Genomic DNA, 17,203 nt, shown 5'->3' on the forward strand with positions numbered 1-17,203 from the left:
TCTGGCTCATCAACCTCGTCACGCAGCAGCACGACTACAACCAATTTGAGCGATCAGGAATTGGCTGTCTGGCTGGATAGATGTCTGACACAAAAGCACCGGGTGGCGTACGTCACTGCGGACTACCTCTGTAAGCTAGTTGATCTCGATGAGGCGAGTCTCGTTTTACATCCCGCTGACCCAGGACCGATAGCAAAATCGAGTCTTAAAAAACTGGTCCCCAAAGGCTTGCTCTACGTTCTGGACATGGGGCTTGAAGCCTTGCTTTCCGCCCACACCGCAGATAGCACGTGGGCATATGTGCTCGTACAGAGTAAGCCCCAGGTGGATGTTTTCATCGCGACCCGGGATGGATTGCTCGGTAGGACCAGTGGTCGGGGACCAGAGATCTCGGAGAAAACGGCACAAAAGGTTTGGGCTGATGCGGGTGCAAGATGCATGTTTGAAGGCTGCGGGCATGATCTGTCAGAAATTGCCTTGTGGACCAAAGCTGCCCGAGTCGGATATTTGGCACACATCGTTGCATCGGATCCAGAAGGGCCGCGGGGTAGTCAGACTGATTCGCACCGTCTCGCCAATGTCCCCGATAACATCATGTTGATGTGTGATGAGCACCATCGTCTGATTGATTCGTTTGCACCTCAGTTTTATACCGCCGAAATCCTGAACGAAATGCGCCAGTCTCACCGGGATATCGTACGGAATTATCTAAATTCACTGGCGTTTCCGCGTACTAAAGCGGTGACTTTGCATGCTAATTTGGCAAACGTGCCGACTTACTTTCATGACTCGGAGCTGATTGAGGCCATTGTGGCGACCAGACGAGCCATGGAGCCAGGTGTCGTCCATTACGTGCGCCGCAAATCACAGCGAGATGACCGTCATCTGCCAGAGTTTTGGTACCAATATTTGCGGGAGCATGAGCATCATATTCGAGAGCTCGTCACCGGATTCAATTCCAGCAGCGGCTTGAGCACCGAAAGTCTGGCCATCTTCCCTCTGCACCATATTCCTACCTTGGTTCTGGCCGGTCGAGTGATGGGTGAAGCGCAGGCCATTCAAGTCTTCCAGTACGACAAGGTTCGCAAGACCTGGGCGTGGGACCCAAAGGCCACTGCTCCTTCACCAGGTACTTTCAGCGTTAGCCCTTTGCCAGCGGTTCGCGCAGACGAAGTTTTTATAACACTCGAGCTGTCGGCCAGTCTTGATGAGGATTCACTGTCTCCTGAATTCAGGCGCGCGGTCGATTCCGGCGAGATCCCTTGGATTCGTGTGACCACGTCAAAGACAGGAGCCGACTGTATCGGGTGTCCGGAGGATCTTGAGCAGTTTTCGCAAGCTGCGCGCAAAGCAATTGTTCACGCTCAAGACGTGATGCGAGTTGCAAAGGTCCACCTCATCGCGATCAGCCCTGCCAGCACGGTGTTCCGTTTCGGCCAGATGTTACAAGCAGGTCACCACCCCGAGTACGTGGTTTATGACCGCGCAGGTCGCGACTTCAAATTTGTTCCTGCCCTATCGATCACAGGTCATCACGTATCCGCCACTCACGGGCAGCAGTCCATCACTATTCCTCTTCGATAACGAGCCTAATGCCATGAGCCAAACCAAAAGTGCTGAGCTGGTGATCCACGCCGAACGGTCACGCCCTGTTCGATTGAAGGAATCCTTTGAGTCGTATGCGGGTCTACTCGATGGCCTGGCATCCGACTCTCGAAGCATGCAGCTCGAATACTCGCATTGGGAAAAAGCGCTCAATGCGGTGAATGAGCACATCGCGGTGCGTGATGAGGAAATCGAGGCTGCCAAGGGGGCTTATCAGGAAGTGGCTGAGCTACTCGCTTCCAATCTTTCGTGGCCACCCGAAGCCATATCAATTCTGCCTCAGGGCTCGGTCAGTACCAAAACTTTGATACGGTCGCCTAATGGAAGAGAGAAATTTGACATCGACGCAGTATGCCAGGTGGACATCTCTCGTATCGAAGCCTCCGAACCAATGGCATTTTTTGAATCCATTGGGAATGCTTTGGTTGATCTGAACGCTGAAGCAAAAAGGCGTTGCTGGAATATCCCTTTCCCACAGCGGTCGTTCTACCTGGAGTTCACGCCATCGGTACCATTGAATACTGTTCCTCGGAATACGTATGAGTCCATGGCTCCGCGCTATCGCGCTGTGCGATACGAGGGAACGGCATTGGCAGTGGTGGATACCCCTACTACAAGCTGGAAGACCTCCAATCCGGCCGGTATGAGCAAGTGGGTGGACGATACCGCCAAGCGTGCGCTGATTCTTGTCCCAGCGATGGAGGCATTGGCGAAGAACCGGGTAATGGATAGCATTGCACCAGTGCCAGATCAAACCGTGGAAATTACCGATACCCTCCGAGTAGCCATTCGCCTGTTCAAGCGTCATCGGGACATGTGCGTTAGGCGTGGCCTCATTGAAGGGGGGACCAAGCCGATCTCGGTGATCATTGTTACCTTACTGACCACTTGCTATGAAGGCTTGGCGGATCTGGGGCGTGTGTTCCAGCATCCGGTGGAGGTGCTGAATGAGCTCGCGCTCTACATGCCGCACCTGGTGCTTAAGCTTGACGGCAAGTATCGAGTAGATAACCCCACCGTCGAGGGAGAGAATTTTGCCGAGAAGTGGAATGATGATGGGGAAGAGCGTTTCCGATCCTTTATGACCTGGTGCGATGCGCTGTCAGCGGATCTCAAAACCATTCTGGCATTAACTGAACCACAAGCTATTTCCAAGCGTGTGCGGGAGGTGTTCGGTATTCCGGCGCCGACTGGCGGGGGCGGCGTGTTGCCTACAATAGAGACCCCAAAACCTAAAGCCACTCCGGTTACGACTGGACTCGCTTGAGTAGTGGGGAGAATCAGTTGACTTTGAACTTGGCCCTCATACGCGAGCAATTTCCGGATTTGCTGCCTTCAGCCTTTCGCCGGGAAGGGGGCATCACTGCTTACCAGTTGCAGTTACCTACTTTTCAGGAGGGAAGGGGATTTAAGTGGGCCGAGTTACGTCTGCCTGCCGAATTCCCAGGGTGCGCCAAGGCATTCATTCAGCTCTCCTCCGATGCGGTGCTGAGGCTTCCGCACGTTGACGATAACGGGGCTCTTTGCATGGACGGTGACCCCGGACCAGGCTCGGGCCACTCCGCGGAGGAGAGGGTTCTTTTCCTTCTGAATGCTTACTTGGAGCAGTTTCTCAAGCCTTGGTTGAATGGTAGCTTGGACGAAGCCTTTGAGACGGAAGCAATCAACTACTGGGTTATCGAGGTTGCTCGGGCCCGGTCGCAATACGACCCAGTGACCGCAGTCTGGACCGTAGACCCACCTCCCAAGAAGGCAATGATCAGGAGCGGAATGCTCCTGACGCCGAACAGGATCATCGTGGCCGCCGATGAAGCTCTACGCATCACCAATCGCGTAGTTCAGTCGTTGGGGGCTGAGCAACGTACTGCGGTGTTGATTGCTGACGTCCCGATTTCATATGTGCTTACGCCCAGCACCTGGCCTAAATCTATGGGTGATCTGGAGCGCATACTGAAAGGTCGTCTTCTTCCCGCGGACTATTCACAGTTCCAGATACACCGTAGTCGCCGCGGCCGAGAGATACACCGTGTAGTCTTATTAAGGAATGCTCAATTTGCTTTCGCGTACCTGCTTCCAGGCGGCCCACCGACGGTTCGGGATATTGGGAAGGGTAAAGGTAAACGAAAAAAATCGTTTCCTTCTCCATCCAAAGTACTGCCACTTATTACGTCTCGCCTAGACCCAAACTGGACAGCCGGTCGAGATCAGCATCCAGAGGTTGACCGGCGCCAGGCAAAACATGTTCTGGTGTTAGGAGCGGGGGCTCTAGGGAGTCCGATAGTCGACCACCTCGCCAAGGCTGGAGTCGGCAGGATTTCTCTGGTTGATGCTGACACCATGTCTCCAGCGAATGTCGGGCGACATCTACTTGGCGCAGAGTCTATCGGTGAGAGCAAAGCACGTGCAGTGGCCAAGCGAGTTAATTTGGCCTTCCCTTCGACCGAGGTAGTTCCATACTTCAAGAATACGGCCGCATGGCTGAAAGAAAATTCATTGGCTGATGTGCACGCAGTGCTCGATCTCACCGGTGAGCCAGATGTGAGAGCGCAGATTGAGAACGCTCGACAAAAGCATCCATGCCCGCTGTTGGTAGGTTGGATGGAGCCCTATGTGGCTGCTGCTCATGCTTGTTCTTTACCATCGGGGCAATTGTGGCTACAAGGCCCGATAGATCCGTTGTATAGCTTACAGGCGGTGGTGTGGCCCGATGAAGTGATCCAACAAGAGCCTGGGTGCAGCAGCCGGTTCCAGAGTTACACCGCAGCTGCAGCCGAACACGCCGTCGCCTTGGTTGCTGAGTCCGCGTTGGAGATGATCGATGCAGTCGAACCATTTCCTCCTCGAGTGCGGAGCTGGGTGCGCGGGCAGCTTTATTTGGATAAGCATTGGCCGGGATTGAAGCATAATGAGTGGGCGAGTATTGCATCTGGATTCGAAGGCCTGACCCTGATAAGGCCATTTCCATGAGCAGGGTCTTTTTCTATCCCGACAACAGTAAATACGTGCTGTTTACTGATCACGTCCTGGCACACATGTACAGCTATGCTCAACGTCGGTTCTGGCAGAAGGAAGCTGGAGGGGAGATTTTTAGCCCAGAGCCGGACTCTCACGGGCTGATCATCAGTAACGCCATGGGGCCGAATCCTGCTGACCGGCGAAGCAGGCACGCTTGGAATCCAGATGTAAAAGCCTCTGATAGGAACAGGCAAAGTGAATTCGAACAATACAGGCATGCTGTAGGGTTGTGGCATACACATCCAGAGAGTACGCCATCACCCTCTTGGCGTGACCAGAAAACTACCTGGGACTATCTTGATTCCTTTGAGGGTGACAGGAATCGTTATTTCATGGTGATTATCGGCAACTGCGGCAGCATTCCAGCCATGACTGTCTGGGTGGCTAGCGGCGAATCATCCCGCGACTGGATGCAGTTAAGCGAAGATAAAAGCTGCTCGCAATTGGACAGTCCTAAGAAGGGCGATTGCAATGTGTTGCAGCCCAAGCAGGTAGCTTTTCGTGAGGTAATGCGGAACAGAGGTATTCTACCCTTACGCTGAACGGGTGCCTTAGGCTCTGTCTGAAAAAAGCCGTCGCATACACCGCTTGACGCAAGCCAGCGAGAGCATCGCGGCATAACTTTTTGCGAGCTTGTGAAAGCGCGTGAGGATTCGGCGTTTCTCTTTTAGTAGCCGAACATACGTTCGATAATGTTGCGCTGTCGGTATTTGGGCCGGTCGAACAGCCTGGGTAAGCGTAATGGCGCTGAGTTTCTACGCCAGGTCGTGCGTACGATGCACACCGTCTTGGCTGGCAACAGTGGGGCATTCACGAGCAGCCCCGGTATCGCAACGGCACGACCAAGCGGTTTGGTGGGCACATTTTTGATTGTGTCTGTCACGAACACGCCATCAAACATCGGCTGACCAAGGTCTACCACCCGTGGATCAATGGCCAGGTCGAGCGCATGAACCGAACGATCAAAGACGCCACCATCAAGGCGCATCACTATCCCGACTTCGCTGCGCTGAAGACGCAGATACTGGCCTTCGTGATGGCTTACAACTTCGCCAGACACCTCGAGTCCTTGAGATGGCGCACTCCCTTCAACTTGGTATTTGAGGCCTGGACGAAAAATCCAGAGCGATTCTCTATTAATCCGCACCAACTCATTCCAGGACCTCACACCTAGTCGCTCAGCCGGTGATCATCTAGGCGAGCTGGCTATGAAGGTTAAACGGATCGATAGTGGGCGGATTTATCACTTATGCTTTGCTATGCAAAGTTGATGAGTCGGGCAGCAGATCACACACGAAAGGCTGGTTGGCTGTGAGGGACGTCACGCAGGTGTGGAATCCCTTTTTGTAAGATAGCGCCTAAATTTACTGGACGACGAAGTGTTGCGACTTGAGATGAGGTACTATGCAAACCCTTTTTCAGTGCTAGGACGCTTTCATGGCTATTCGCAATATTGATGGGCTTGGTCTTTATTTTAAAAGGGAGGGCTTTCATCCTGAGAAAGCTGGAAGTTCATACTACCCAATGCTGGCCCTGCTGAGTTCTGAAGGCGATATATTGGCCGCTATTGTCTTCAAGAGATTTGATACAGTTTGGCATATAGAAAACGTTGTTGCTACCGCCGGCTTTGGACCTACAATTTATCAAATCCTCATGCAGCTTTCAGGTAGCGTAGGGGTCGCACCCTGCCGCAAAAAAAGTAAGTCGGCAAAGGAACTTATCGTTGAGAAATCCAAGAATATATGGCGGAATTTTCATGGGTCGTCTTTAGTGGTACCTGTAAAAATTGGATCGGACTATAGTGAAGATTACCTGAACTGCAAATTCATCTTGAAGAAAGATGCGTTCAATCTGGAGAGCGCTCAGCGCAATTTGGGATTGATAATTGCTAGGGCCTATTTCGGTAGTTTGAATTTTTTGGCTCGCGCCAAATTGCTCAAGTCTCCAGATAATTATGATGATGAGTTGGAGGCTTTTGCGCGTAATTACATCACCCAGCTTGAGGGGGCAATAATGAGCTTTTTGGAGGGGAGTGTGTCCGTTCATGCAAAAAAAGAGGGTGTCTACTCATCTTAAGCTATCTCGTAAAGCAACGTGCTCCTCAGAAATAAATACGTGATGAGCCATTAATCGTTCAACATGCCGTGGCCGTGATGCTCGTGCTGCTCAGCGCACGCTCAACCGCCTTGACATTAAGCCAGCCGACAAAAAAGATTTGGTTTGAGGATGCTCACTGGTGCTGTAGCCACCTCCCTGTGGCCACGGGTGATGTCGTGATGTAGAGGGCTGGCTGCGTATGCGTGGATCCGTGTGCCAGCCGGGAAACAATATTTCGGTGTATCATCCGGGCAGTTTAAGAAAGTGGCACTGCCGCTTGTTTCGCCTCGTGTCTAGAAATTGAGGGCTCATCCTGCGCGTGAGAGGGAAGAGCAACGCCCCAGGGGAAGGCCGGACTGGATGACCGTTCGTATTGATAGACAATGGCCGAAGGTAGCAGTCTTCGATCATAGATACGCCCCAGATTGAATACCACACTGTTTGGTGCGGCGATGATCAGGTGAATTGTCTTAACCCCTCTGGCTGACAGCCCTTTGAGAGCTTGCAGAAATTGTTCTGCCACCGCGCTTTGCTTTTCAATAGACCAGTGGGCATTGGAGGACAGATCGTCCATTTTCATGTGTACAACGGGCAATTCTGGGAAGGTGGTTGCGATGCCAGCCTCGTCTACCGGATAAGAAATCGAAAGGGCTAAGACCACTTCTTTTACGCTGCCGGTGATGGCAGACACAGTTTGCAGTCTTTGATTGTCGTCAACGCCGCTCTGAATCAAGCGCCATTGGCCGCCTCCTAGGCGGTCCCAGTCAAAGACCTTAATTCTGCCTCCTTCGTCATCGAGCAGGCATCCAGTCAAAAAAGTGAAAGGCACGGCCATGAGTCCGCCGTAGACGATCTCAATATCATTTTTATTCTGCCCATCAAGGCGTCGGATCAGATCACCTCTGCCGTCTACCACCTTTTTCAGGGCGATCTCTGGATTGGTGATTCGGCCCTCGGTTACCCCTTCGCGAATGTCGACGAGGATGGTATCGACGTTACCCCCAATGGTGTTCTTAACCGTGGTGTCCAAAGGGCTATCAATTTTGAAGAGTCCTTTTTGTTCAAGGGTCAGGACGCGTTGGCGGGCCAACTGCTGACGGTCCTGCAGGTTGAGGTAAATCCCAACCACAATCATGAGTACGCCAACGCCGAAGGCAGTCAGGCTGATCCAGGTGGCAGGCCCTCCTGAGGTGTCTACGCTGGCCTGTAGCTGTGTCGAATCGCTTTTATACACAATTTGCCCGACGATCCCGCCGGCAAGCGAGAGGCCTATCACTACAGCACCACTGCGGATCAGCGTTACACCGAGATTTTTGGGGCGAACAAACCAGTCGACTAGCTTTCTTCCCCAATTTAGCAATTCTTCCTTAAGCATAAGTACATCCTTACGTCTGGCTGGCTGCCGCAGTCTACCGACTGAGTGCAGATGGTTAATTGATCGAGGTTGATTGCAGTGAAGTTAATAGGAAATTAGCATTCCTTCGGAAAAGCTATAAGTGCTGGTACGAATGATATCAAACTGTCTTCATCGGTACGATTTCTTGTGAAATTTTGATTGGTTTTTTCGCCGGTCCTGAATGGGATGGCATCTGGTTGACATGCTAAGCAAGCTAATGATTGAATGATAGGACTTACCCGATAAAGGCTCTTATCATGTCTAAACTCGCTGAATTTCGTGCCCTTGAGCAAAAGCTTGCGGCGCAGCTGGCCGAGCTGGAAAGCTTGAAAAATGACAACGCGCTTAAGCAAGAAATCGAATTTGAAGGAAAGCTGCGTTCTTTGTTGGGAGAATATGGTTACAGCTTGCGCGACGTAATTCAGATTTTGGACCCCAGCGCTCGCGCAGAAGTAGCAGTTCTGCCGGCCAAAAATGCTCGAAAACCTCGTCAAATAAAGGTTTTCAAAAACCCCCACACGGGAGAGGTGGTTGAAACCAAGGGTGGGAATCATCGTACACTGAAAGAATGGAAAGCTCAGTACGGTGCCGGTACCGTAGAGTCCTGGCTTTCTTGAGTTGCTCACTGATCCTGTTTCCCAGCAAGGTGGCCCAGATTGGCGGCCACCGACCCTTCAAGGCAGGCAAATGAGTGCTGCCTTGACCGAGTCAGGTGCTGAGCTGGAAGGGGCTTGTGGGATTTTCTATGCATGGCGGATTTTGGAGCGTCGATGAGTACTCGATTCAGAATAACCATTGAAGACTGGGATGGAGACGGAGCCGTCCGCATACCCGATCAAGCCTTGCAAGAGCTTGGCGTTGACGTTGGGGATTCGCTCTATCTGATTGAAGAGTTCGTCGGTACCAGTCGCTGTTTGGTGCTCTCAAAGACGCCAAAAATTCCGGATCGCGTGGACGAGCTATTTGGCGTTTAAATACTTATTGTCATATTCCAATATGCTCGGCTGCTAGCCTGTGTTCTAGTAGCATAGTGAATTCGACACTGCAGATCGCCAGTTGTCTATCCAGGAGGTAAGGGAATGAGCACTGAAGAACTTTATATTTCTATAGATATCGAGGCTTCGGGCCCGATCCCTGGCGAGTACAGCATGCTCTCCCTTGGGGCGTGTGTTGTAGGGCGCCCAGATCAGGCTATCTACCTGGAGCTAAAGCCAGACAGCCCCAAGCACGATCCTGAAGCGGTGGCTGTAACGGGATTCGATCTGCAGGAATTGACAGTTACAGGAATTGTTCCCGTACAAGCGATGCAGAGGCTTGCGGAATGGCTGGCCAATGTCAGTCTGCCCGGTCAAAGAGCTATATTTGTCGGTCTTAACGCTCCTTTTGATTGGTCGTTTGTCAATTATTACTTTCATAAGTATGTGGGGGAGAACCCCTTCGGGTTTGCGGCACTTGATATCAAGGCGTATTACATGGGGGCTTTCAATCTCGATTGGAAGCAGACCAAATCATCGCACATGAGTGCAAATCTGCTACCGCAGTCATCTCCCACGCATAATGCGCTGGATGACGCGCGCTATCAGGCAGAGCTTTTCCAGTTGATGCTGCAGCGTAGGGCAGCGCTGCCCTGATCAGTTGGCCAAGGCGGCTTCCACGCACTTCCCGTCACGGAACAACCACGCCTTGATGCCGTCGGGTTCTGGGGATAGGCCTACAATCACTGCGATCGGGTGAGGTAGTTCCTGCGCGTAGCGTGCTGCGAATCGAGAAAAACTTGCTATATCTGTGGGAGAAATCGCCGGAACGGTTTGTGGATGTGTATGCCAATACCCCACAAGCCGAAGCCCTTGTGCATTGGCCGATTCAATTTCCCTGCGGCAGCGGTCAGCGTCGAGTTCCAGCCAGGACCATCCAGCGCGGTCTCTTGCATGTGGCGGTGTGGCGAGGCTCATGATCAAACCAGCGGGGTTGGCCAAGTCGACAAACAGTTGACCACCTCTTTCAGTTCTCCACGTTCGTTGCCTGAACTGATCAAGCACTTCGGCAACAGCTTGGGAAACCGACAAGCGAACATCGATGCCAGGCCATTTCCATGCCCACGCTATAGCACTCACTGTTTACCACTCTCCGCATCTGGCCAATCACGTTCAAACACGATGTGTTGGACTCCATCTGCTAAGGGTGGCCCGCTGTAAGTGCCGTCATGAGTAGGAATGTCCTGAGGTCGATAGATACTTGTGGTCCACACAGGTTTGGTGATCTGCCCGGTAAGACCCCGCAATGCTACTTGGGTAACCATCGACGCCACGTTGGCCATGCCTGAGGCGCCTCCAGGGATGAAGGTTTGGCCACACGCCGGCAGTGGAACCACCCCGCCACCGTTCGGCCACTCGGTGTACTTGAAGTTGAAATTACCAGTGTCATCGAACAAGGGGCGTCCATCATGCTGCCCCTGTGGCGCTAAGAGCGCATGCCCAACAAACGAGTGAGGCTCACTCCACGCTTGCAGGAGATTCCAGCCTGCGGCTTGCGCTTTGCGGAACCACAGGGCTACCTCCGATGACCAGTCTGCAGTGGTGACAAGCACCATGTCTGCATTGTCGAAAATTTCCGGCATCTTGAGCAGCATGAGCTCAGCGAAGTCCATGAAGGCCGTGACCTTAACGGTAGGCAGATCATGCGTAATCTTTTCGGCAAGAGCAGTCGCTTTTGACTGAGCGAGATCGTCGGCCCCTAGTACATGACGTCCCAGATTCGCAGACTCTAGGATGTCAGGGTCGATGAGGACGAGCTCTCCCACGCCCGAGCGGGCCAGTTGTAAGGCAACAGTGCTCCCCAGCGAGCCAACGCCGACCATTACTACTTTGGACTTTTCCAGGCTCTTGGCGGTACCGCTGAGGTCGCGGGAAAGAATGTCATCCCGATCTAACACATTGAGGATGGCGCCCCTCACCAGAACAGGCGAGTGGGATGGCTGATTCTTGCCTGACCATCGCCGAGCTGAGCGAAAGCCATACCAGCGGCCATGGTCTGGTTGTTTACTGTAAGAACGGACATCTAGGCAATACAGAGGCGCTCCTGTGGGGCCGGGTAACTCAAGTACAAGCCACCGATTGGCCAGTGAGTCCTTTCCGGAGAACCAGGCCAGGAATTGCTTGCTATCGTCTGGGCTGAGGTGCGGTGTCAGCCATTCCAGCAAGCGATCAGGAGTTGGACATTGGATATCGGGGTAGGTCAGCAACTTCAGATAGAAGCCTGCGACAGCTGGTGCTTTGATTTTCGCGCTTAACCCAAGCGTACGGTTGATATGCGTTCTGAGTAATTGCACATCCGGTGCAAGCCAGGCGGTACGGGTGCGTCGGCCAGGGCGAGGGTCGCTGGTTGCAAACAGTTCTGATGCCGCCTTAGGCCTCTCCAGCAGCAAGACATCTTGAGGAGAAATATCAAGCTGCATGTTCCAATACGAGGTAAATTCTTTTTCGAATTCAGTGTCACGCAATGCAGGATCTGCATCTGCTCGAACAAACTCAAGAATTGCCCCAAGCCGTACGAGGCAGTCCTGTACCACTGTTTCCGGATCTCCCGTAATTGGCCTTTCGCGGAAACCGTGCAGACAGAGCCCGGATCTAGTGGCATGCGGCCATGCGAGCCAGGGGGACGGCTCGACTTGGATCCTCAGCGAGACCAATGGAAACTGGTTTGGAAACGCTATGCGCAACTGCCTTTCAATGCCGGTGTAGTCGGGTGGGAGAGGCAACAGAAAGCTGGCGGCTTCGCCTTGTTTCCGATCTGTGGTTCTAAGGATCGTAGTCGCAACTTCCTCGCCTATAAATGTGCGAAGCGCGGCGATGCCACGCTCCACGGCCGGGGATAGGTTGGGCTTAACCGAGGCGTTCAACTGGTTTCACATTCGTTTGTGGAGTGGCGTGGCTCGAGCTGCCAAAGATTGCAGTGGCGGCTAAGATGTTTTTGGTAGTCCCAACTTTTCGACCAGCCATCGTCCAGTGCCCCGGAATTTCGTTGTTGACCTCTGTAATCACACTCTGGCCGATCCCGAAGCTTTGCCTCATGACGTTGGCGAATGAGTCAGCGCTGTCGTGGGGCTGCAGGCCAAGCATAAAGGCAACCAATGCACTCGCATGCCAATTGTCAAAGGCTTGGCAGTATTTGTGTCCTTCGTCAGGCCTATTCCATTTCTCCGCGAAGTTTTCACCGGGATCTCGAGGGTTCACCACATAGTACTTCCCAGCAAAGACTTTGATCTCCTCAGGTATTTTTTCCACAATCTTGAGGATCGCATCGATCGGGGTCAGTGGAGTGTGATGTGACTCTTTTACCACCTTGAGGTAGGCATGAGTTGCCAAGGTGGTGATCACGGCAGAAATAGGGCGGTAATCCTCATTTCGCGTTTCAATTGCCCATTCATCGCGGTGCCGTTTAAGCAGTTTGATGGTGGCTCGCAAAGGATCGAGCTTGTCGTACTCCTGATACGAGGGAAGGGGCTCTTGTGTGGCAGAGTCCATGGCTCGACTCTCATTGGCCACAAAGCTCTTGAGGAGCTCCAGCGAGATTTTTTGCTCCGAAGCGCTATGTAGCCAGTCGGCATACGGGATTGGGCTACTGGCCTTCCAGCCTGTGACACGGTCAGGTACTTCAAGTTTTCCTTGACCGTTACTCTCATTATTCCCCTGCACCGCACGCGCAGGTGTGATGTCAATGTGGAATCCAGGGTTTTCGTCTGCGTACTCGATACGGATTCCTCGGCGCAGCTGGACAATATCCGATTGCACTCGGCTGCCTTCACGGAAGCGCTGTTCTATAGCTGCTAGAACCGTGTCGGCATCTGCATCACCGGCATTGGGTAGCCAGACGATGGCATCAGCATCGATCGTGCCGAGATCTTTGGGGGCATCTTTGACTGGATTGATCGTAGTCTTAAGGCGCATTGAACCCTGAGGGAAGATATGCGCACCCTCAAGCAAAGGGTCTTTGGAGGCCGAGAGGATACTCTGCAGCTGTGAGTAGCGATCCTCAATCACCTTGTATTGGCTGGCAGTCAAAGAGATGCTGCTAGCAGCGCGCAGAAGTAGGCGTTCCCAGCTACTGCGCCTGGTTGATTCATCTTTTGTAATCATGGTCGAGTCTCGTCAGAAGTGTGGCCCAAGGTCATAAGGCGCTGGAATGGTCTAATAGCTCCATTCTTTCGCGTGTATAACGCATATGCTTCCTGCTGCTCCGGCGCTGCCAGAACCAATCTCTTTAGATGTACCGGCAATGAAGATGGTAGGGTTGCAGGTTGTAAATTTTTAGCTGATAAATAATGCGCGCGGCCGTAGGATGAAATCCCTAAGGGTGCTCACAGAAGTGCGCGGTGAAAGTTGTCCAAGACTAGAGCTTGCACCGTTTTTTTTGCTGCCGAATTGACGGCGATTTTTTGACATCGATTTGCTGAATGTTTGATCCTCACCGCACAGGCCGAAGAGCGGGTGTGGATATTTTATCTAGACCAGATTTGATCATGGATCCAATTGGAAGTCAAAGAAGATAAACTTTGATGAATCGTTTCATCTAATTTTGCTTTTGAAGCAAAATATAGTGTTTTCAATTCGTAACTTGTAACTGAATTTTAGGGGTGTGGTGCGACTTAATATGTCGCACCCGGATTGCCTGCTTGATCTGCTTAATGCTGTATAAGTGATTCTCATGTTGAAAAAACTCAACGGCCTAGTGGGGAGAGCGTGGCCCGTGCGCGAGCAAAATTAGCGCGAGGTCTGAAAATGATTTCAAGCGTTGTACGTTTTAGCATTGGACAACGCTTTTGCTAGCGAGTGGCTGCAGCTTGTTAATTTTTTCTTGCGTTGGCGAGCGTCTTGCGCGCGCTTTGTATACTGTTTTTAATGCTGGTTGACCTTGGTTTCTACGCTTTCCGTACACACGATCCTCATAATAGGTTTCGTCAATCGTGTGGTAGATGATCGAGTTTGGTACTTCGTTGTCATCGAAGCCTACCTCAAGTTTGGCGAGTGCCTCGGTGCGCCATTTCCTAGACCGGTTAGCATGAGGAGGGGTTGATATAATAATTTGTACAATTCGTATTTGCTCATCCCGTTGACAGCATTCCAGAAAATCCAGGAGCGCCCGCGGGGTCGCCAGCAATATTACGCCGAAGGTGAGCTTGGGGTCCCCTTGTTGCTTAGTATGAACCTGGAAGAATGTTTCGCTAGTATCAACTCTAGGCCAACTCTTGTGGCTGGGGTCAACCTTGCCTATAAGAGTGATGACCTCTTCCTGGGGATCTGAAACAAACACGGCTTGAAACCTCAATCGAAACGGAGACGGAGTGGGTCGTACTGATTATTTAGGAGTACAACGAATTTTCTCATATATGCTGTATGCAGCATAGCGTTTGAGTCCACATCAGGGCTTTATCGTTCCTTTTGTGGGTAACAAGATGGAACGCAAGTTGGCTTTTGGCTCCGCGCTTAAGGAGGTGCGGGTACGAAAGGAGATCGCACAAGAGCAGCTGGGGGCGAGCCAATCCTTCGTTTCCACAATTGAGCGTGGCATTCGCAGTCCAACGATCGAAAAAATGGAAGAATTTGCGGAGCGACTAGGAGTGAATCCTGCGACCCTGATTGTCTTGATGCAGGTCGGTCAGGAGGGCGATGTGGACGAGCTTCTGGCAAAAATCCGGGATGAAATCAGAGCGCTGAAGCGGGTAGGGGTTTAGCCGTTCTTCGGCTTATACGAAAAAGCCACCTTGGCCTTTGCGGTTCAGGTGGCTTTTTTCATTTCATGCGCTTATTTGGTGCGAGAATTCGGAAAACTTGAAATTTGTTCGGTTCTCGCTGAAAAATAAGGTCAGCCCGGACGATCAGTCCCAGCTCAACGCCCCACCCGTCTGATACTCAATCACACGCGTCTCAAAGAAGTTTTTCTCCTTCTTCAAGTCCATGATCTCGCTCATCCATGGGAACGGGTTGGTAGTCCCTGGGTACTCTTCCTTCAGGCCAATCTGGGTCAGACGACGGTTGGCGATGAACTTGAGGTAGTCCTCCATCATCGCTGCGTTCATGCCCAGCACGCCGCGTGGCATGGTGTCACGGGCGTATTCGATCTCCAGCTGGGTCCCTTGCAGGATCATCTGGGTCGCTTCTTCCTTCATCGCCGCATCCCACAGGTGCGGGTTCTCGATCTTGATCTGGTTGATCACGTCGATACCGAAGTTCAGGTGCATCGACTCGTCACGCAGGATGTACTGGAACTGCTCGGCAACGCCGGTCATCTTGTTGCGGCGGCCCATGGACAGGATCTGGGTGAAGCCGCAGTAGAAGAAGATGCCTTCCAGAACGCAGTAGTAGGCGATCAGGTTGCGCAGCAGCTCTTTGTCGGTTTCGACGGTGCCGGTGTTGAATTCCGGGTCGGAGATGGCGCGGGTGTACTTCAGGCCCCAGGCGGCTTTTTTAGCGACCGACGGGATCTCGTGGTACATGTTGAAGATCTCGCCTTCATCCATGCCCAGCGACTCGATGCAGTACTGGTAGGCGTGGGTGTGGATCGCCTCTTCGAAGGCCTGGCGCAGGATGTACTGGCGGCACTCCGGGTTGGTGATCAGGCGGTACACGGCCAGGGCCAGGTTGTTGGCAACCAGCGAGTCGGCAGTGGAGAAGAAACCGAGGTTGCGCATGACGATGCGGCGCTCGTCTTCGGTCAGGCCGTCTTGGCTCTTCCACAGGGCGATGTCGGCGGTCATGTTGACCTCTTGCGGCATCCAGTGGTTGGCGCAGCCGTCCAGGTACTTCTGCCAGGCCCAGTCGTACTTGAACGGTACCAGCTGGTTGAGGTCGGCGCGGCAGTTGATCATGCGCTTTTCATCGACTGCAACGCGGGCCGAGGAGCCTTCCAGCTCGGCCAGGCCTTCGGCAACGTCGAGGGCGTCGAGGGCAGCCTTGGCACGTTTGACGGCTTCGGAGTCGGTAGCAACAACAGCACGCGCTTCCAAGGCGGCCGCACCGCCGGCGCTGTCGAGTTTATCGATACCCGGCTGGCTGGCTTGAGTACTGCTTTGGCCTTTAGTGGTGACTTCGTTTTCGTCCTTGTCGAATTCGTCCCAGCTCAGCATGGTGTGTTGACTCCGCTTGTGGGTCGCGTAGGGGCGACCGTTGTATTTTAAGATGATTTGATACTGCTTGAGACCTTCGGTTATTCCTCTTCTCGCGAGGTTTCCCGAGCTGTCTCGAATTCTGGGCTGTTGGCCATTGAGCTTAGCGCTCGGATGTCACTGGCTTTCGTTGGCTGTCGCCAATCGAAAGCGTGAGGGGTCGAGCCCGGCTATCCTAAGCGGTCATTGTCAGCCGCTTTTTGAGGGGGCGGTATTGTACCGGAAAACAGCTTTTTGGGGGCTTTCATGTCGTGTCTCCGATCTCTTTTTTATAGAGAGGCCCGGTTACCTTCGATGATTATGTCAACACCTCAAACCGGCTAAAAATCGCCTATATGGTGTTGGGTCTTGTTTCGACACACACCATATAGTCTCGAATGCGTGGAGGCAAGGTCCCTGATGCCCAGCCATTGCTTCAAATCAACCTTGTCAGCTGCAGCTTCCCTGAAATCATGGGTAGAACCGATTCGGGTCGAACGACGGATGGTCGTGAGAAGGGCCCGAGAGCAGAAAATTCGTAAGGACGTAGGTGATCCCGCTGTCTTGTCAGCTATGGCTACCGTGACTTACAGGAGGCAGCACCGATAAGGCAAAATCATGTGAGTCTACATGGGGAGTTGGATTGATCTTAGGGAGGGGGAATAGCGGAGAGGAAATGCTTGCGAGGATTGAGGCCGACCATTAACCAAGTCTATTGGTATGGTGGAAGGAGAGGGTTTTCGGGTGGTATGGGTGAGGAAAAACCGGGAGTGCTAATGCTCTCCCGGCTTTCCTTGGCCTACTTCTCTTGGATCTACTTCGGTTTTTTCACGGTCTCAACCACATGGGTCTTGGGGTTCTGACGAGCCTTTTCGACCGTGGTGAAGCGACCGTTGCCCGCATCACGACCGATTTTCTGGCCGCCAGAAGAAGTCTTCTTGGACATAGTG

Annotated in this window: 16 protein-coding genes and 1 pseudogene; 10 read left to right on the top strand and 7 right to left on the bottom strand. The window is 52.7% G+C overall.

The features are described from left to right. Positions 1 to 45 precede the first annotated feature (45 nt). The 4 genes from I8746_RS20300 to I8746_RS20315 are packed head-to-tail and all read left to right on the top strand — an operon-like array spanning position 46 to position 5,162. The gene (locus I8746_RS20300; protein ID WP_209967610.1) at positions 46 to 1,584 is read left to right on the top strand and encodes an SAVED domain-containing protein; all 1,539 of its coding nucleotides are present in this window, start codon (positions 46 to 48) and stop codon (positions 1,582 to 1,584) included. A 13-nt stretch (positions 1,585 to 1,597) separates the two neighbouring features. After that, the gene (locus tag I8746_RS20305; RefSeq protein WP_217974838.1) at positions 1,598 to 2,872 is read left to right on the top strand and encodes a nucleotidyltransferase; all 1,275 of its coding nucleotides are present in this window, start codon (positions 1,598 to 1,600) and stop codon (positions 2,870 to 2,872) included. 17 nt (positions 2,873 to 2,889) lie between these two features. After that, positions 2,890 to 4,572, top strand: coding sequence for a ThiF family adenylyltransferase (locus tag I8746_RS20310; RefSeq protein WP_217974840.1), 1,683 nt, complete (start codon positions 2,890 to 2,892; stop codon positions 4,570 to 4,572). Next, positions 4,569 to 5,162, top strand: a complete 594-nt coding sequence (locus I8746_RS20315) for a Mov34/MPN/PAD-1 family protein (RefSeq protein WP_217974842.1) — start codon at positions 4,569 to 4,571, stop codon at positions 5,160 to 5,162. The genes I8746_RS20310 and I8746_RS20315 overlap by 4 nt, the downstream gene beginning before the upstream one ends. A gap of 9 nt (positions 5,163 to 5,171) precedes the next feature. Here I8746_RS20315 and I8746_RS20320 read toward each other — a convergent pair. Next, positions 5,172 to 5,356, bottom strand: a pseudogene (locus I8746_RS20320) (IS5/IS1182 family transposase); the annotation flags it as partial. Positions 5,357 to 5,569: 213 nt separating this feature from the next. Between I8746_RS20320 and I8746_RS20325 the strand changes: the two are divergent. Both I8746_RS20325 and I8746_RS20330 read left to right on the top strand, forming a co-directional pair. After that, positions 5,570 to 5,794 carry a hypothetical protein gene (locus tag I8746_RS20325; protein WP_409078019.1) on the top strand — a complete coding sequence of 75 codons (225 nt, stop codon included), beginning with the start codon at positions 5,570 to 5,572 and terminating at the stop codon, positions 5,792 to 5,794. 263 nt (positions 5,795 to 6,057) lie between these two features. Next, entirely contained in the window at positions 6,058 to 6,696 is a 639-nt protein-coding gene (locus I8746_RS20330; protein ID WP_182408372.1) for a hypothetical protein, read from the top strand. Between the two features lie 277 nt (positions 6,697 to 6,973). On the opposite strand, the gene I8746_RS20335 is transcribed toward I8746_RS20330, so the two are convergent. Then, positions 6,974 to 8,092: an SAVED domain-containing protein gene (locus tag I8746_RS20335; protein WP_217977401.1), complete on the bottom strand. Its 1,119-nt coding sequence runs from the start codon at positions 8,090 to 8,092 to the stop codon at positions 6,974 to 6,976. Positions 8,093 to 8,370: 278 nt separating this feature from the next. Here I8746_RS20335 and I8746_RS20340 point away from each other — a divergent pair, with 278 nt between their 5' ends. From I8746_RS20340 to I8746_RS20350, 3 genes are all read left to right on the top strand, one after another. Continuing rightward, positions 8,371 to 8,730, top strand: coding sequence for a histone-like nucleoid-structuring protein, MvaT/MvaU family (locus I8746_RS20340; protein ID WP_221101015.1), 360 nt, complete (start codon positions 8,371 to 8,373; stop codon positions 8,728 to 8,730). A 153-nt stretch (positions 8,731 to 8,883) separates the two neighbouring features. Continuing rightward, complete coding sequence (locus tag I8746_RS20345; protein ID WP_182408369.1) at positions 8,884 to 9,087, top strand: AbrB/MazE/SpoVT family DNA-binding domain-containing protein; 204 nt, start codon at positions 8,884 to 8,886, stop codon at positions 9,085 to 9,087. Positions 9,088 to 9,192: 105 nt separating this feature from the next. Next, the gene (locus tag I8746_RS20350) at positions 9,193 to 9,744 is read left to right on the top strand and encodes a 3'-5' exonuclease (protein WP_100782174.1); all 552 of its coding nucleotides are present in this window, start codon (positions 9,193 to 9,195) and stop codon (positions 9,742 to 9,744) included. Here I8746_RS20350 and I8746_RS20355 read toward each other — a convergent pair whose 3' ends face one another. Genes I8746_RS20355 through I8746_RS20365 form a run of 3 tightly spaced genes read right to left on the bottom strand, consistent with a single transcriptional unit; the run spans position 9,745 to position 13,248 of the window. Then, positions 9,745 to 10,227, bottom strand: a complete 483-nt coding sequence (locus I8746_RS20355) for a Mov34/MPN/PAD-1 family protein (protein WP_217977399.1) — start codon at positions 10,225 to 10,227, stop codon at positions 9,745 to 9,747. It lies immediately after the preceding gene. Next, positions 10,224 to 12,011 carry a ThiF family adenylyltransferase gene (locus I8746_RS20360; RefSeq protein WP_221101016.1) on the bottom strand — a complete coding sequence of 596 codons (1,788 nt, stop codon included), beginning with the start codon at positions 12,009 to 12,011 and terminating at the stop codon, positions 10,224 to 10,226. Before I8746_RS20360 ends, I8746_RS20355 begins: the two co-directional genes overlap by 4 nt. Next, positions 11,995 to 13,248: a nucleotidyltransferase gene (locus I8746_RS20365; protein WP_221101017.1), complete on the bottom strand. Its 1,254-nt coding sequence runs from the start codon at positions 13,246 to 13,248 to the stop codon at positions 11,995 to 11,997. The genes I8746_RS20360 and I8746_RS20365 overlap by 17 nt, the downstream gene beginning before the upstream one ends. 1,316 nt (positions 13,249 to 14,564) lie before the next feature. Between I8746_RS20365 and I8746_RS20370 the strand changes: the two genes are divergently transcribed. Further along, the gene (locus I8746_RS20370; RefSeq protein WP_082421369.1) at positions 14,565 to 14,843 is read left to right on the top strand and encodes a helix-turn-helix domain-containing protein; all 279 of its coding nucleotides are present in this window, start codon (positions 14,565 to 14,567) and stop codon (positions 14,841 to 14,843) included. Between the two features lie 144 nt (positions 14,844 to 14,987). On the opposite strand, the gene I8746_RS20375 is transcribed toward I8746_RS20370, so the two are convergent. Together I8746_RS20375 and I8746_RS27265 are read right to left on the bottom strand one after the other, a co-directional pair. After that, positions 14,988 to 16,235 (bottom strand): ribonucleotide-diphosphate reductase subunit beta, encoded by a 1,248-nt coding sequence (locus I8746_RS20375; RefSeq protein WP_012051454.1) that lies wholly within the window; start codon positions 16,233 to 16,235, stop codon positions 14,988 to 14,990. Positions 16,236 to 17,067: 832 nt separating this feature from the next. Continuing rightward, on the bottom strand, positions 17,068 to 17,199 hold the full coding sequence (locus tag I8746_RS27265; protein WP_017148143.1) for a hypothetical protein: 132 nt from the start codon (positions 17,197 to 17,199) through the stop codon (positions 17,068 to 17,070). Positions 17,200 to 17,203: the final 4 nt, after the last annotated feature.

It is taken from the genome of Pseudomonas sp. USTB-Z, assembly GCF_019691255.1.
Taxonomy (GTDB): domain Bacteria; phylum Pseudomonadota; class Gammaproteobacteria; order Pseudomonadales; family Pseudomonadaceae; genus Aquipseudomonas; species Aquipseudomonas alloputida.